This is a genomic window from Pseudomonas sp. NBRC 111127, assembly GCF_001320345.1.
Lineage (GTDB): Bacteria > Pseudomonadota > Gammaproteobacteria > Pseudomonadales > Pseudomonadaceae > Aquipseudomonas > Aquipseudomonas juntendi.
In genome coordinates this window covers 1-14,585 of the sequence record NZ_BCBD01000037.1, presented here as the reverse complement: position 1 = coordinate 14,585, position 14,585 = coordinate 1, and the positions used below count along the sequence as shown (strand labels likewise).

Annotated in this window: 16 protein-coding genes and 4 pseudogenes; 5 read left to right on the top strand and 15 right to left on the bottom strand. The window is 57.1% G+C overall.

What is annotated here, in order from left to right:
- Window positions 1-284 precede the first annotated feature (284 nt).
- The 3 genes from APH30_RS28685 to APH30_RS09490 all read right to left on the bottom strand — a co-directional run bounded on the left by APH30_RS28685 (window position 285) and on the right by APH30_RS09490 (window position 2,545).
- The gene (locus APH30_RS28685) at window positions 285-434 is read right to left on the bottom strand and encodes a hypothetical protein (RefSeq protein ID WP_156326407.1); all 150 of its coding nucleotides are present in this window, start codon (window positions 432-434) and stop codon (window positions 285-287) included.
- A gap of 124 nt (window positions 435-558) precedes the next feature.
- The gene (locus tag APH30_RS09495; protein WP_054912356.1) at window positions 559-1,722 is read right to left on the bottom strand and encodes a PAS domain-containing sensor histidine kinase; all 1,164 of its coding nucleotides are present in this window, start codon (window positions 1,720-1,722) and stop codon (window positions 559-561) included.
- Window positions 1,723-1,732: 10 nt separating this feature from the next.
- Window positions 1,733-2,545, bottom strand: a complete 813-nt coding sequence (locus APH30_RS09490) for an alpha/beta fold hydrolase (protein WP_054912355.1) — start codon at window positions 2,543-2,545, stop codon at window positions 1,733-1,735.
- A gap of 582 nt (window positions 2,546-3,127) precedes the next feature.
- On the opposite strand from APH30_RS09490, the gene APH30_RS29035 reads away from it, so the two are divergent.
- The gene (locus tag APH30_RS29035; RefSeq protein WP_054912354.1) at window positions 3,128-3,805 is read left to right on the top strand and encodes a DsbA family protein; all 678 of its coding nucleotides are present in this window, start codon (window positions 3,128-3,130) and stop codon (window positions 3,803-3,805) included.
- 71 nt (window positions 3,806-3,876) lie between these two features.
- Here APH30_RS29035 and APH30_RS27770 read toward each other — a convergent pair.
- A pseudogene (locus APH30_RS27770) lies at window positions 3,877-4,192 on the bottom strand (AMP-binding protein); the annotation flags it as partial.
- Window positions 4,193-4,385: 193 nt separating this feature from the next.
- Between APH30_RS27770 and APH30_RS09480 the strand changes: the two are divergent.
- On the top strand, window positions 4,386-4,838 hold the full coding sequence (locus tag APH30_RS09480) for a GNAT family N-acetyltransferase (protein ID WP_054912353.1): 453 nt from the start codon (window positions 4,386-4,388) through the stop codon (window positions 4,836-4,838).
- 188 nt (window positions 4,839-5,026) lie between these two features.
- Here APH30_RS09480 and APH30_RS09475 read toward each other — a convergent pair whose 3' ends face one another.
- Window positions 5,027-5,476, bottom strand: coding sequence for a GNAT family N-acetyltransferase (locus APH30_RS09475; RefSeq protein ID WP_054912374.1), 450 nt, complete (start codon window positions 5,474-5,476; stop codon window positions 5,027-5,029).
- Between the two features lie 359 nt (window positions 5,477-5,835).
- Between APH30_RS09475 and APH30_RS09470 the strand changes: the two genes are divergently transcribed.
- Window positions 5,836-6,336, top strand: a complete 501-nt coding sequence (locus APH30_RS09470; RefSeq protein WP_054912352.1) for a GrpB family protein — start codon at window positions 5,836-5,838, stop codon at window positions 6,334-6,336.
- Here APH30_RS09470 and APH30_RS29490 read toward each other — a convergent pair.
- The 5 genes and pseudogenes from APH30_RS29490 to APH30_RS09450 form a co-directional block, all read right to left on the bottom strand.
- Window positions 6,329-6,562, bottom strand: a pseudogene (locus APH30_RS29490) (integrase); the annotation flags it as partial. The gene APH30_RS09470 and the pseudogene APH30_RS29490 overlap by 8 nt on opposite strands.
- 848 nt (window positions 6,563-7,410) lie before the next feature.
- Window positions 7,411-8,001 carry a hypothetical protein gene (locus APH30_RS28680; RefSeq protein ID WP_156326405.1) on the bottom strand — a complete coding sequence of 197 codons (591 nt, stop codon included), beginning with the start codon at window positions 7,999-8,001 and terminating at the stop codon, window positions 7,411-7,413.
- A gap of 415 nt (window positions 8,002-8,416) precedes the next feature.
- Window positions 8,417-8,677 (bottom strand): IS66 family transposase, encoded by a 261-nt coding sequence (locus APH30_RS09460; protein WP_054912373.1) that lies wholly within the window; start codon window positions 8,675-8,677, stop codon window positions 8,417-8,419.
- A gap of 88 nt (window positions 8,678-8,765) precedes the next feature.
- Window positions 8,766-9,283 (bottom strand): annotated as a pseudogene (locus APH30_RS09455) (IS66 family transposase); the annotation flags it as partial.
- An 809-nt stretch (window positions 9,284-10,092) separates the two neighbouring features.
- Window positions 10,093-10,551, bottom strand: a complete 459-nt coding sequence (locus APH30_RS09450; RefSeq protein ID WP_054912350.1) for a VOC family protein — start codon at window positions 10,549-10,551, stop codon at window positions 10,093-10,095.
- 26 nt (window positions 10,552-10,577) lie between these two features.
- On the opposite strand from APH30_RS09450, the pseudogene APH30_RS29485 reads away from it, so the two are divergent.
- Both APH30_RS29485 and APH30_RS28675 read left to right on the top strand, forming a co-directional pair.
- Window positions 10,578-10,843, top strand: a pseudogene (locus APH30_RS29485) (site-specific integrase); the annotation flags it as partial.
- A 757-nt stretch (window positions 10,844-11,600) separates the two neighbouring features.
- Entirely contained in the window at window positions 11,601-11,990 is a 390-nt protein-coding gene (locus APH30_RS28675; protein WP_156326403.1) for a hypothetical protein, read from the top strand.
- A 172-nt stretch (window positions 11,991-12,162) separates the two neighbouring features.
- On the opposite strand, the gene APH30_RS09445 is transcribed toward APH30_RS28675, so the two are convergent.
- From APH30_RS09445 to APH30_RS09425, 5 genes are all read right to left on the bottom strand, one after another.
- Window positions 12,163-12,468, bottom strand: coding sequence for a hypothetical protein (locus APH30_RS09445; RefSeq protein ID WP_054912349.1), 306 nt, complete (start codon window positions 12,466-12,468; stop codon window positions 12,163-12,165).
- Window positions 12,465-12,758: a hypothetical protein gene (locus APH30_RS09440; protein ID WP_054912348.1), complete on the bottom strand. Its 294-nt coding sequence runs from the start codon at window positions 12,756-12,758 to the stop codon at window positions 12,465-12,467. Before APH30_RS09440 ends, APH30_RS09445 begins: the two co-directional genes overlap by 4 nt.
- 73 nt (window positions 12,759-12,831) lie before the next feature.
- Entirely contained in the window at window positions 12,832-13,056 is a 225-nt protein-coding gene (locus APH30_RS09435) for a hypothetical protein (protein WP_054912347.1), read from the bottom strand.
- A gap of 82 nt (window positions 13,057-13,138) precedes the next feature.
- Window positions 13,139-13,933: a DNA adenine methylase gene (locus tag APH30_RS09430; protein WP_054912346.1), complete on the bottom strand. Its 795-nt coding sequence runs from the start codon at window positions 13,931-13,933 to the stop codon at window positions 13,139-13,141.
- A gap of 165 nt (window positions 13,934-14,098) precedes the next feature.
- Window positions 14,099-14,585, bottom strand: a 487-nt coding sequence (locus tag APH30_RS09425; protein ID WP_054912345.1) for a DUF2514 domain-containing protein, incomplete at its 5' end; no start/stop codon positions are given.

Genomic DNA, 14,585 nt, shown 5'->3' with positions numbered 1-14,585 from the left:
GCGACAACGCTTCTTGCTTCCACCCGCTGCTCTCCATTCAAACTGCTTTAATAGTGCGTGATGCTGTATCACCCGTTAAGGGGGTGCTGGGCAGCCCATCGCAGGTAAGCCCGCCCTCATAGAAGAACACATAACTCATTGATTTAGCGAGGTCCTTGGGGCAGCGGGCATGTCGAGGCGTCAAACCGCCGCGAACACCGGCGTAGCCGGTGCAAGCCACCGCGTTGGCTTCTTCGCGGGCACGCCCGCTCCCACACAAGCCGCGTCGCGCTTACGAATTGAGCTCAAAGCGCGTGGTCAATCAAGCTTTCGAGCACAGCAGAGCGACAGTCATGACTGTCGCGCACATCACCATCATGGGCACAGCCTGCCAACAACAGGGTACTCACCCCTACCATCAACACAGCGCCTGCCAGCGATTGGAATTTCATCATGCGACACGCTCCTGTTACCCCACGAGAAACCGAGAACGTACTACCAGGTAAGCCGCCTTTTTAATTGTCTTTGCGCCATCATACTCCCGAGTTTCACTCGGAAAAACTGACAGGTCAGAAGTGACTACGCCTCGGTGGCCGGGCGCTCCTTGTACAACTGAACCATGAAGGTAGTGCCGTACACGGCATTGGAGGTCATGGAGATGTGCCCGCCGTGGGCGTGGGCAACTTCCTTGACAATGAACAGACCAAGGCCGATGGACCGCAGCCCTTCCTGGCGGTCGCTGCCGCGCGTCATTGGCTCGTACAAGGTGGGTATCACTGCTTCGGCGATCGCGGGGCCGTGGTTGTGCACGCTGATCAGCACGCTGTCCGCGAAACAGTCAGTGGTCACCGTAATCGGCTGGCGCAAGTCACCGTAGGCAACGCTATTGGCGACCAGGTTGCCGATCATTTGCTGCAGCCTGTCCTGATCCACTTCGAACATGGCCCGCCCGCGGGAAAGATGGCGAATGCTGGCGTGGCAGAAGGTGATCTTCAGCTCGCTGACACATTGATCCACCACACGCAACAGGTCGACTCGCTGACGCTTGATGCTGATGCCCTGGCCTAGCCTGACCGAGGCGAAATCCAGCAGGTCGACGATCATGCGCTGCGCGCGCTCGGCCGATGTGTTGATGCTGCCCAACAGGCGCCGGGCCCGCTCGCCCTGGGCATCACGCCCCAGCAGTTCGGTGGCCATCCGGATAGCGGTCATGGGGTTTTTCAAATCATGGCTGGCAACCGCTACCATCTGCTCGGCCAGTAGCGCACGCCGCTGGGCCTCGGCGTAGGCCAGGGCCAGGTCGTCCTGTGCGCGCTGCAGGGCATGCTCGGCGCTGATTTTTTGCGCCAGCAGTTCCTCGGCCCGCTGCATGGCCTGAAACACCGTGTGCTCGTTACGATCACGCTCGCTGGTAGTGAACAAGGCCAGCTGAAAGCGAACCCCTTCAGCGGTTTCACGGCGCACGGCATTGAGCAGCATGGCCACCACGTGACCATCGCGGTGACGCAGGCCGACCTTCACCTCGGAAATCGAGCCCTGCAAGTTCAGCAAAGGCCCCCAGTGGGTAAGCTGGAAGGTACGGCCCACGGTGGTCAGCAACTGATCGAAACTGCGCTGTTTCAACTGCGCTACGTCATACCCCAGCCAGTTGCCAAAGGTGGCGTTGCAGCGCAGCAGTGTGCCGTCCGCCTCCATCACGACCAGGCCGCAAGGCGCATGCTCGAAGTAAGACGCGTCGAACATCACGGTCGGATCATTCACGGCCCAGCCCCAGGCGGGCGAAAAACCCGTCCATGGCCGCGGCGCAGGCGCTGGAGGCGCTGAGCTGCGGGTAATGGCCCATGTTGTCCACCAGTACAAGCTGGCTGCTGGGCATCACCCTTTCCAGGTACTCGCCCACGGCCACCGGAACTACCGGGTCCACTCTGCTCTGCAGGATCAGCGTCGGCACATTCAAGCCTTTCACATCCTCGCGGTGGTCGGACAAGAAGATCACGCGGGCGAAATGCCGGGCGATCTCTGCGTTGGTGCGACGGAAGCTGCTGGCCAACTCTTCCTGCATCGCGGGCTCACCCGACGCACCCATCAGCACAGGCGCCATGGTGCTGGACCAGCCCAGGTAATTCTCATCGATCATCGACAGCAGCTCCAGCACTTCCTTCTGACTGAAGCCGCCGTTGTAACCGTTCGAGTCGATGTAACAAGGCGACCCCCCGATCATCACCAGCCCCGCGATTCTGCCTGGCTGCCGTAGCTCGGCCAGCACACCGATCATGGCACTGACCGAATGCCCCGCAATAATGACCGGGCCCTGGCCGAAATCATCGATGATTGCGTTCAGGTCATCGGCATAGCCCAACAGGGTCGAGTATTTCGCTCTGTCGTAGGCAGCGAGATCGGACTGCCCAGCACCGACCAGGTCGTAGGTGATGACACGCATGTGTGGAATGAAATGCGGCGACAACGCCTTCCACATCGACTGGTCGCAGCCAAAACCGTGAGACAGAATCAGGGTAGCCGGGCCGTCACCCTCGATATGTACATTGTTACGCTGCTGTACAGTCATACATATCCCGATTTCGGTCGACATTGCGCTGATAAAACCAACCAGTCCATGCTGCCTGAGAGCATAGTGGACTGCATATCAAGCTGCCTGTAGTGCTTGCTGAATGACATTGAGCGCGAAGCCAACCCACTTTCGAAGCCTTAAACCGGCACCATACAGGATGCAGATGGATAGTTCCGAAAAAACCATCGATCACGCAGCTTTTGTATGCCCTAGCGCTCGGTCAGGTGAACGCCGATAGCAAAAGCCGCCACGACCAGCACCACCTCGACCACGACATAAGCAACCAGGAATTCATCGGAAAACATGACAGGGTCTCTGAGACGCCGCAGCGCACAATGCGCTGTGGGAATGGCTCAGAGCCATCAACGCCGGCAAAAGTTCAGCCACGGTGCGGCGCTGCCCAGCAGGGGGCTGGGGCGGCCGAAGCCGTGCACCGTTTCCGGGAAAAGGCTCGGCTGCGACCGGCAGGTTTTCGAACCGCATTTGCCCGGTTTTCGCAATAATCTGTGCGCTGTAATCGCCTATTTCCGCGCATACCAATCGAATAGTCTGGCGCCATCACATTCAAGGAGCCTGATGATGACCGCTATGAAATTGCACTTTCTGTTCGACCCGCTCTGTGGTTGGTGCTATGCCAGCGCCGACACGCTGAGGCACCTGGCAGAGCGCTTCGCCGGTGAGCTGGAGATGCACCCTACAGGGCTTTTCGCAGGGCCAGGTGCACGGCAGATAAACGCTGAGTTTGCCCACTTCGCCCGGGCCAACGACTTGCGAATCGCTTCACTCACCGGCCAGCCTTTCAGCGAGTTGTATTTCAAGCAGATTCTCGGTGGCCGCTCGCTGCGGTTCGACTCACTGCCGGTCAGCCGTGCGCTTACCCTGGCCCGAGGGTACGGCAAGGCGCTGGAGCCAAAGCTGTACGCGGCACTGCAAACAGCGCGCTACGTGGATGGCCTTGATACCTCGTCGCCCGAGGTAGTGGCGGCCTGCACTGCCAACTTCCTGGGCCAGGAGGGTTTCACGGCCGATACGCAGGCACTGCTCGCGGCGCTTACCCAGCAAGAGCGACTGGCCAGCCAAACCTCGGCCCGCTTCACCGAAGCGCAGGCACTGATGCGCAAAGCAGGCGCAAATGGTGTGCCGCTGTTGCTGGTCGAGCTCGACCAGCGCATGCATGCCTTCAGCGGGCCAGACCTCTACAACCAGCCAGAACGCCTGATCGCTACGATCGAGCAGTTCAGGCGGGCTGCAGTCTGAAGCCGCCAAGCACGGTGTTTGCCGCCAGGCTGCACTAGAAGTTGGCGCCCACGCTGACCGGCAAAGCGCGCATCGGGTGATCAGTGCGACAGTGCAGGAGTCTTCCAGTACCCGCACCACTTCATCCACCGACAGCCGCGCATTGATCGGCACCTTGACCATCGCCGCCTTGTACAGCGCCACTTCCGCTTCGACCAGTTCCACGCGGTTGGCGGCAAGAATCGCCACATGCTCGCCAACGCCCACGCCAAGCGTACCCAGCGCTGACGCCAGGCGGTTGCTGCGCCGTTCCAACTGCGCGTAGGTCAGGCGCGTGTGGCTGTCCGCCACGGCGATGTGGTCCGCCCAGTAGCGGGCACTTCGGGTAATGATCGATCCAAGGTTCACGTTTTTGCTCTCGTCGACAGAAAGACATCGACGATGCTAATCAGCTGTGCGCGCGCAGATGAAATACCAGATTCAGATGTGGGCCATGCCTTTATTGGCTGGCGTACCGCGAGTGGCCGCCGCCAGCTCGGTGATCGCTCTGGGAAGGCACAGTGCAGGGCGCTAAGCTGTAATACCCTAAGGAGGTCTAAACATGGAATGTCACGTTCGCCCCGCCACGTGTAGAGATGCGGTCGGTATAAGCCGCGTGGTGCTTGCGGCCCTGCGTGAGTCAAATGCACAGGACTATCCGCCAGATGTGATCGCTGTGGTTGAGCAGAGCTTTTCCCCTGAAGCCATCTCCAGGCAGCTTACGAAGCGTAAGGTTTTTGTAGCCTTGTTCGGCGACGACATTGTTGGCACTGCCGGTCTTGACGGCGAGGTGGTCAGGAGTGTTTTCGTTGACCCGGCCCACCAGAAACGCGGTATCGGGCGGCATTTGATGGATGTCATTCATACAGCTGCTGCCAGTGCAGGCGTTGGGGCTGTACGTGTGCCATCGTCAATTACGGCTGAAGAGTTTTACACCGCGTTGGGGTATGAAAAAATCCGCGACGTATTTCATGGGGCGGAACGCACCATCGTTATGGAGAAGCGGCTGGGCTGAGGGCGTTACTCGCCATGGTTGCGCCAAATTGAAGGCATTCCTGAACGACCCAGGCCTTGAGCGGTTTTGGCCAAGAGCCCCGAGCGTCATCAACCAGGCGCTATCGACCCATTGCGGCCTTTGGGGCAAAGCCCCGAACGGCCATTTGAAGTCTTCAGCGATCGACAGCCCGGGGCGAAGGCGGCCCCTCAATTGGTCAATCGCTTCTCCATCGGTTGGTAGATCAGCCCGGCAAACTCGCCAATTTCCCCCGCCAACGCAAAACCGTAACGTTCATATGCGGCAACTGAAGATAGCGCGGCTTTAACTGTTACTACATTGGCTCTAGCCTGATCCAGGGCCGCATTCAACAAACGCCTGCCAACCCCGTGGCGCTGCCAGGCCGGCGCAACGAACAGCATCGCCACATGACCCCCTTCCTTGAGTTCGATCAGCCCGACCAGCGTATGCTCTGCGACACAGACCAGTATCAGGTTGTCACCTGCCACTCGTTCGGCAAACGCCTCCTGCGCAGCCACCTTTGCGAAGGTCTGCACGCCTTGCGCCGACAAAGATGGCCCAACCGTCAGCATGAACGCCTCCAGGCACACGGCATTAGCGCTTGGCAGGTCTTCCTGAGTCATCTTGCGTATCTGCATGGTCGCCATCCGTAACTTGAGCAGGGTATTTTTATACCAGAGCATCCGACTTTGAGATACGCAACAACGTTTCTGCCAACAGATAAAGCCATGCGCAACGGGTAGGGTTGGTGACAGGCAGCTTCAGGTTGATTTCAACTATTTGTACACGACCGCTTTCGACCCATTGCTGCCCTTCGCATGGGGCGGCAGTCGGCCAGAAGTACACGCTAGACAGGACGGCTACCCAACCTCGCTCAGATTCGAATTGGATCTACTAAATTGCCGTATGGCCGGGGTATCGTTATCAGTGGCTGGCGAATTTCACCAGTATTGAGGGAACATTCGGAGTATCAGGTACTAGCCCCCAAGGTACGGAAATGGCACTAACCAGCAAGATCATTCCCTATGACCCCACTTGGCCCACCCGCTTTCTGGCAGACAAGCCACTCATCGCTTCGGCCTTTGGCGATGAACTGATTGCCATACAGCATGTTGGAAGTACCTCCGTTCCAGGGCTCGCGGCGAAGCCTGAGATCGATGTGCTCATCGAGGTTCACGATCATAGCAACGCCTCGGCGCGGGACGAGGTGTTGATGGGCTTGGGATATGTGCGAGGAAGCGACTTATCGGAAGGGCATCATTTCTATCGGCGTAATGTGAATGGGATTCGCACGCACAAGCTCCACGCTTGTGTCCGTGGACACCTTGCGATCACCCAGATGGTGGGGTTCAGAGATTTGCTTAGATGCGATGCCTCGATGCGCCAGCAGTATGAAGCACTGAAGCTCCAACTTGAGTCGAGCAATACAGGTGGGATGGCTGAGTATCTGGAGAAAAAGTCTCCGTTTATTATCGCGGCACTAGCGCATGCTCGGTGATCTCAAATTGCACTGGATGTTGAGTTTTCTGCTGCATCACGATCGCTCGCGATGACACGTGCTCCCCATGAGCAACGTCGCGTACGCGAAGCTTGGTTAGGTCGCAGGCTCGCAGCTTGCTGTCGATTGCCAAGGTGAACAATGCCAGATCCCCAGATTTCTCCGCGATCTGGAGCCTTACCCGGATGGCACAGATATCTCTGAGTCGGAGCGGGGCTTTCTGCAGCCCAGGTGCTTAGCTTCTTGGCAAGAAAAGTGATGCCTTCGCTTGCAGCAGCTTTGCCTTTGCCACCAAAGCCTTGTCGCATTCGCTGCTCATGGTCAGAGATGTTTCTCTGATGCACTCCATCGCGGACCTCTCCACATCGCTATACGAGTGCATAAGATCAAGAGCAAATGAACCTACAGTAATCACTCCAACCTATGAAGGTGCGCTTGTCCACGTCCCTGCTCCACTTGAGCGGCGCCCGGTTTCCTGAACGCGGGCAATTGCGGTAGCAGCGAGACAATCATGGCGGCGGTTGATGTCGGTCAACGTGATCATCCAATTACCCCTGAGCATCGCGAGACAGGAACAGGTCGGAGCAGCCGCGAAGCGCGCCCTCAAAGATCATCTGCCTGGGAGTGCCGTCGCCGTACACCACCCGAACAGCACTGATCGCGACCGACAGGCCAGCGGCGTACAACTGAGGCTAGTGAGCCAGCAACCAGGCGAGCACAGCGGGCCACAGGCCAGGACGTTAATGAGCATATTTGGCATCTCGGGTCCTCCTTTTTGGGAAGCGGTACAGGTTCAGCCCGAACAGCCTTCCCTCCTGAGGACGATGATTGTTGCTAGCCTAAAACGTAAAAGCCCCCGGATGGTGCAGAGGTTTGGAATAGATGGGGAGGGCCGGAGCATAACCGGCTTAATGGTCTGGACTGTTGGGTCATATACCTCACACCCTCATGGCGTTGTATCTTAATGGTCACCGGGTCTGATTGAACGTCTCTACCGACTTCGCTCGCCTGCCGAGGCGTGTCATCTGCATAAGTAATCTGCTAGACGATAAAAAATCGTCTTTAAGCAGAGAATTACTTCTTCTCGGTTTTGACAATTGCAGACCTGCAAACAGAAGTCAGTTTAATAGCTTTGGCCTCCAAAGCTTTTGAATCCCCGCTCAGGTCTAGGGCATTCATAAATTTCATAATTTCAGCGGCTGTACCATCCCGTTCCTGAATAAATTCTGAAGTGCCTAATGGTCCATTTTGAGAGTTCCCTAATGTAGTGCTGACCACACCGGCAACACCAGAAGCAATCCCTGGAGCGAAACCTCCTGTCCCTGCTGCAACAAGCATAGCCCCTGTCATTCCTAAGACGCCGCCACCTGCGCCTAAACCCAACTTCCAATATTCTGAATTTTTTGCCCTCTTTTCGTAGTTATTGGATCTAGACCAGCACCAATCGTGAGCGATCTTAATATCCCGGATTGCTGCGGCTTGCAGTAGATTTTCTGGCTCCCCGCGCTTAACAGCCGCGTCATATTCATCGAGTGGAGGGTCACCAGTACTCATGGTATGACAACCTGCCAACAAGAACGTCCCTATCAACAATACTAGCAAGCCTGTATCCATAAGTAATCCTCCGGCCCACACAGAAGCCCCTGCAAGCTGGAGTGTAGACATGACAACTCCATCGGCAAACACTGAACGAAAAAAACCGACACAAAGGTCGAGATCTTTCAGTGTCGCACTGCTTGCAAGCTGGAGACGCAGCTATGAAACTAGGTGTTCATCCGCGCGGAAAGCTTTTCATGCAGCATCGCGCAATTGCTCCAGGGCGCAATCTATCTTGGCCGCTCCAGGGTTGATCGGTTCGCGAGCCTTGGCTTCACCCTTCTTATGCTCGCGGGCAATCCGCAGCGACGGCTACATAGCACCAAAGCCAGCCAGACAAGCCCCCCATCTGCGGATTGCGCATGTTCAGCTCGGCTACAGCATCGCCTCCCGCCAGCGCTAGGTCGTCCGTGATCACATATTGCTTGAGCCCTCACTCGTAAGCGATCCATAAACCCCACCCGTTACATGAAGGACGGGGAAATCAGGTATTCGAGTCAGGCTCCTGCCCCGCTTGAGTCTTTAACCCGAACATCTGGTCAGCTAGCCGTCGGCCTCGCTCCAGCCCCTCGACCGTCAACCAGATGGATTTGTTTTTATGAACTGGATTACTGATGAAACCCCGTTCATGCAGTCGATTCATGATCTCGAAGTCAAATCCTTTCCACGCGTTACCTTTGTCGGAGCTATAGGCTGCCAACAAGGCAAGCACTGCGTCTTCAATCAGTTTTTCGTCGTATTCCATGGTCGTTACCTCGCTCTGGTCCTTCAAGCGCTTCGTAGGCCCCATCTGACCCACCATGGGGGAGCACTTAACTGTGTATTTTAGGCTTGGCCAAGTAACCGATGGCTTTGCCCAAGGCACTCTGCGTCGTGACCTGAGGTTGCGTTTTCTCTACCCAGTTTTTCAGCTGGGTCAGCAATGGCAGGCTGCGGTCCATGTGGGCAACCTTACGATCTTCGTCGTCACTGTCCTTCAAGTCGCGCTCGACGTCATAGAGCTTATTGACCAGTTTAATGCAATGTCAGCGCGTCCTGTTTTGCCCTTGGGCTGTACTTTCTGCGCTTCGACGAACTTGCGGCGCACGTGCGCCCAGCAGCCCAAGCGCTCCAGTCCGTCCTGTGCAGCCAGCGCATTGTAATTAGGTGGGCCGCCGGTTTGTACCCACATCCAGGATTGGCTGCTGGGCCCACGCCCCGGCTCTTTCAACACCTGCACACGTGTTTCATCGCAGTGGATGATCCTACTGTCCAACAGGCTTTCGCGCATCAGATTAAGTAGCGGCTGAAAGTGCTCGCTGCATTGAATCACCCAGCGTGCCAGGGTTTGGCGCGGGATATCTATACCGTGCGGTCAGAAATCGTCCGGTGGGCTCTTCTCGAACTTCCACTCTGTGTGTTTTCGAGCTTGCTTAAAACTCTTGCTGTTGAAAACGAATTCATTGCGATCAGAGTCTTTCAGAAGACTGGCGAGGATCTGATCGTACGTGCTACCCGAACAATTCTTCTAGTTTGGGGCAGGTACTTTCTCATCCGCGTGTGCTGACAGGCTACACGCCATAACGATGGCTGCGGAAATTCCCACTATGTGTTTCATAACGTCCTCATTCGTGACTCAGGGTAATCCGGTACCCTGACCTACCTAGGCACGAGTGACAGGAGGTCCTGAATCGCCCGCGCATTGCACAGTTTGCATGGGTTGCTGACCCCGGCAGCATCATGGCGGGTGGGGCGCCTACACTCCACCCCACTTCTCTGAGTGTCTCGGCAGGGGCAGCTTCAGGTCGGGAGCAGCCGATCACCATTGCCTTTCTCGGCCCAATGCGCACGTTTATGCCCGATGGCGGCATTACCGCTGGCTAGGTTGCCGTGCACTGGTCCGCGAATCCGATTGACCCCGATTGAGTACCTAGGCAATCTCCTGTGCAAATGCCTGTGGCTGCTCAAGCATCATCAGATGGCCCACCTCACCGATGAACGTGATGCTGGCCGGGAGCGCTCCAGCCAGCAGGTGCAACTGATCGGGGCCTGGCTTGCACTGTGCAGGAAAGTTGATGAGCCAACCGGGCCGCAGCAACATCAAGGCGTTGCTGGCTACGCACCATCCAAAGGCATCATCACGATCAATGGCCTGAGATACGGGAGGCTGTTCGCAGCCCGCTACTCAGCCGCCTGCATCAGCTCCAACGTAATGTTGTCTGGCCCGGTCACATACACCACCAGCGTACCCTTGCGTGGGCCTGGGGGAATCGGTTGAGGCGTACCCCTGGCCTTCCAGCCCGCTTGCTCGATGCGACCGAGTACGGCGTGCATGTCTTGCACGCTCAATGCCAGATGCGCTGAGCCAATCGCAGATGCCGTAGGCGGGGTGACACCGTGGCGGGCACCCTGCGAATATTCCAGCAATTCCACTCGGCTGCCATCCGGCCCTTTCACTATCGCCGTTCGCACCTTCGGGTCGGCGGTGCCGGTTACATCGAGAATGAATTGTCCTCCCATTTCCGACTGGCGTTCGAGCGTGAAACCAAGCCCGATTGTCCAGAAGCGAATGGCTTCTTCCAGTGAGCTGACGGCGAAGCCAATATGATCGACGGCATAGACGCTGTGGTTGGAATTCATCAAGTCATCCTTCAAGGGGGACGGTCACGTCGGACCGGCATCAACCATGGCGGCCGATCCTCGCAGGTTTGGGGTTCAGGTACCGTCCCCGTATAACTGCCGCCACACCTATGCGACAATACGCTCAATGTCTGGTCTCAACCCCACATTTATCGCCCAACAGCTCGGGCATGGCGTGCAGATGCTCTTATCGACTTATGCGCGCTGGATTGACTCGTCCAACCACTGGTCAGAACTGGAAAAGCGCCAGACTGGCCCCAAATTGGTCCGCAGCTGCAAAGAAGCCACGTAAGTTATTGATAGGTAAGCTCCTTGATCTCCACCGCCAACATCACCATGCGATTATTTTCGCGGTTTTGAGCGGTGTTGAGTGCAATGTTTTCGGGGGTTTCAGCCTCCCGACACCGCACCAAAACGCATGCATTGGCCCAAGAATTGGCCCACGGCTCGTTCGCACATTTGAGACTTAGGCCAAGCGGTTTCCCGGATTTGCAATCCGATACAAGAATCGCCGCAGCATGCGGCCTTACAGACAAAATCCAGTTCCAAAACGAATCGCAATTTGTGGAGCTGTAACCCGCATTCTAAAAGGCTCGCCGTTTCAGTTTTGGAACCGATTTTACGCTGCGCCGACGCAGGGTAAGCCTCCGATTCGCATTTCGAGCAGATTCTGAGAATACCGCTGAACGGTATCCGCGATCTGGTCAAGATCTGTACAATCAGTCGCCCCAGCCTTCCCGAATGCGAACTGTACGTATAGACACCATTGCGAAAGCCAGCTGGGCTAGCTATACCCAATCCATACACAACCGCCGTGAACCGGCCATCCTCCGGATTGTCGTATGGAATATACAATCCCTGCTCGCCCCGAGAGGGCCAAAGACCGTGAAAGGCGTAGACTTCGCAGCCCCAAAGCAAAACCCGTCTCACGACGAGGTTACCTTCGACCAGCGCAAGATGGAGAAAGCGTTGGAAGGACCATTTGTGGCAATGCCCCAAGATTTGACGCGCGAAGAATTCCGCAATTGGATGCGGGAGAATGCGCGTAAATGTCGTTCAAAGTAGAATTTAGCCCCCATTTCCTACAAAAATACGACGAAATCTCTGACATTGAGCAAGATCTCATTGATGATTTTGTATTCCACTTCAAGGCACAGGGGTTACAAGACTTTAAGGGCAAGGTTGCACCTACAGACAATGTGCCACTGCTAGATCCAGACCGTATACAGAAAATTTGGTGGGCCAATAGGCATCACCTGCATCATGCGCATATCGGCTATCCTGCTTGGTGTCCTTCGCGAAATCCATGGGGCACCTACTTCACCTCAGACTTTCTGGTGCACTTTCAGAAATTCTCTCCGCGGCACATCGCTCTCATCGACTACGGATCTCACAACCCTTTTCGGCTTCCCGACAGAAAATCCCTGTTCAAGCGTTAGCGCCCCCTTTATTTTAAAAGCACGCCACTGGTAATGCAGGAGTAGCGTGAGATTCGACGCTCAGGCCGCGCACCAAGCGGCCTGCGCATCCGAACTGTCTAATACAGTTCGCCCAGTTTCAGCGACTTTCGCCCAGTAAAACCGTGAAGCTTTCGAGCAGTTTTAGACAGCCTCAGCACCCCCACCCTGGCGTTCTGCCAACGATGATCCGGCCTGGATCATCGCTCCCCATCCCCTCCCATAGTTCGTACTTGAACAGGCCGATGTGATAAGCCTCTTCGTGCTCAGTCAGCGCCCAAAGCCGCGCCGCCTCGGATAGCTCCAGCATATCGACCAGGTTCTCCGAACTGACTTCACGGCGGCGGTGCGCGGCATAGGCCATCTCATCGAGCACAGCGGCGCGCCCATCTGGATCGGTTACCAAGGAAAATTGGTCGTTCAGCTCATCCAGCCACGCTTTCGGTATCCCGGCCATCATTCTGCCCTGCACCACCAGGACTGCGCGTAGAGCACGCCGTCGACTTCCTCCACCCCGTTGATGTTGATGCCGAGCTGGGCCATGCCGTTGACCTTGGCATCGTGCAGCCGCGGGATGATGTCCGGCCCAGGCGAAGGGTTGAACACCCAAGCCTGTGTCGATACCCGGCCCAGCGGCTCGCTGTGGTGGTCACCTATGTGGATATCGGCCCGGATGGGCGTGATCTTGCCGAGGTGATTCGTAGGGATGGCCACGCCATCCACGCGGCGGCGAATGAGGAGGAAGTACATAGGGCACCAATACTGTATAGATAAACAGTAGCGTATAGGCGGGATCGGGCGCGGGCAATTGCCGGTCAGCGGATCAGTGAAGAGGTGGCAGATTCTTGCCGCGGGCCTTGGCCACAGCGCGCAGCTGGTAATCGGACACAGCTTGGAACAGAGACTCGGCAAGAACACGCAGGCGCTCGACCTCCTCCGCCGGCGCGCCATAGTCTTGAACCTGGTGATACTCGCGCATGGCGTCGATGGCATGCTGAATTAGCGGCTCGCCAGCTTCGACCATGCCGATGAAGGTGCGCTTGTCCACTTCAATCTTCCTAGCAGTTCGCCACCCAAGCTTTAGCTTGTCGGAGGCAATCAGCGCAGCAGAAATATCGATCCACCCCCTATCAAAACAGCTGTCCGAGTTGTGACGGGTCCCAATTCATGATCACCAGTTCACCGGTAATATCGGCTGCGCCGTGCCGCTGATTCGCGGTGGTGTACCGTATATCCAACTGCTCAAAGTGGAATCCCTTGAAGGCCGCTCGAATATCGGGATGGTCGTTAATACTCACCATCACCTTGCCTTTGCACGCCCGCATAAACTCAGCCATCTGTTCGTATTGTTCGAATGGAAAATCGACCCCATAGCCAGCGGTCTGCCAATAAGGCGGGTCCATGTAGAAGAAGGTGTGGCCTCTATCGTAGCGCTGGGCACAGTCGAGCCAGGACAGGTTCTCAACGTAGGTGCCAGCGAGCCGCTGCCATGCTGCGGACAAATTCTCTTCGATACGCAGCAGGTTGATTGCAGGACCGGTGGTGGCGGTACCGAAGGTCTGCCCGCTGACCTTCCCGCCAAAAGCGTGCTGCTGCAAATAGAAGAATCGTGCGGCGCGCTGGATGTCGGTGAGGGTTTCAGGCCTGGCTATTTTCTGCCATTCAAAGATCTGCCGCGAGGACAGAGCCCACTTGAACTGTCGAACGAACTCCTCCAAGTGGTTCTGCACCACCCGGTAGAGATTAACCAGGTCGCCATTGAGGTCGTTAAGCACCTCGACCGGCGCCGGTTGAGGACGCATGAAATACAAGGCGGCGCCGCCGGCGAACACCTCGACATAGCATTCATGAACGGGGAATAGAGGGATCAAGCGGTCGGCCAGGCGGCGCTTGCCGCCCATCCAAGGAATGATTGGGGTAGTCAATTTGCAAACCTTTACTGTATGGATGAACAGGTGCTAGGCTCGCCGTGCTTTGTGCACAGAGCGGGAGCCTTGGCTGGGCTTGCAGGTATGGTCTGCGGGTTCGGCGGTCAGCAGGGATGTTGACGCATCCCCGGTGGCCGCTCTCTTTGCATGAAGCCTTCGAATTTATTCCCGGGCGCTTACTGCCGTCCGCTTTGCGACTAGGGCGTCGTACTCGCGCTCGCACTGCTGGCCGGCAACTCTGGCCTGGTCAAACGCTGCCGCCAGCTCTCCCGCTCTTTCGTCAGCCCGTGCGAGCAGGTCGGAGAGCACCATGGCGGCGCGGGTGGCTGCCTGGCCTCGGGCGACAGCGGCGGTATCCGGGCTGGGGCAACTGACGGCGGCGGCGAACTGGCCGGCTTCACTGCGCAACCGCTGGCCAGAAGCATCGGCGTCAGCAGCGCCAGCAGCAGCAATCGTTCTTTCTTCATGCCCTTTTACCCTCGCCTCTTGCTGCGCATCTGCGCTCCGGTGTTCTTCCTGGCGCGCCGACCGTTCGCCGATGACCTCAGCAAGGCGGTCGCCGCTGTCTCGCTGCGCTGAAGCCTTGCCAGCCTCAGCACGCTCAACCGACCGACCATGCTGGTATACACCCCAGTAGGATGCGAGTACC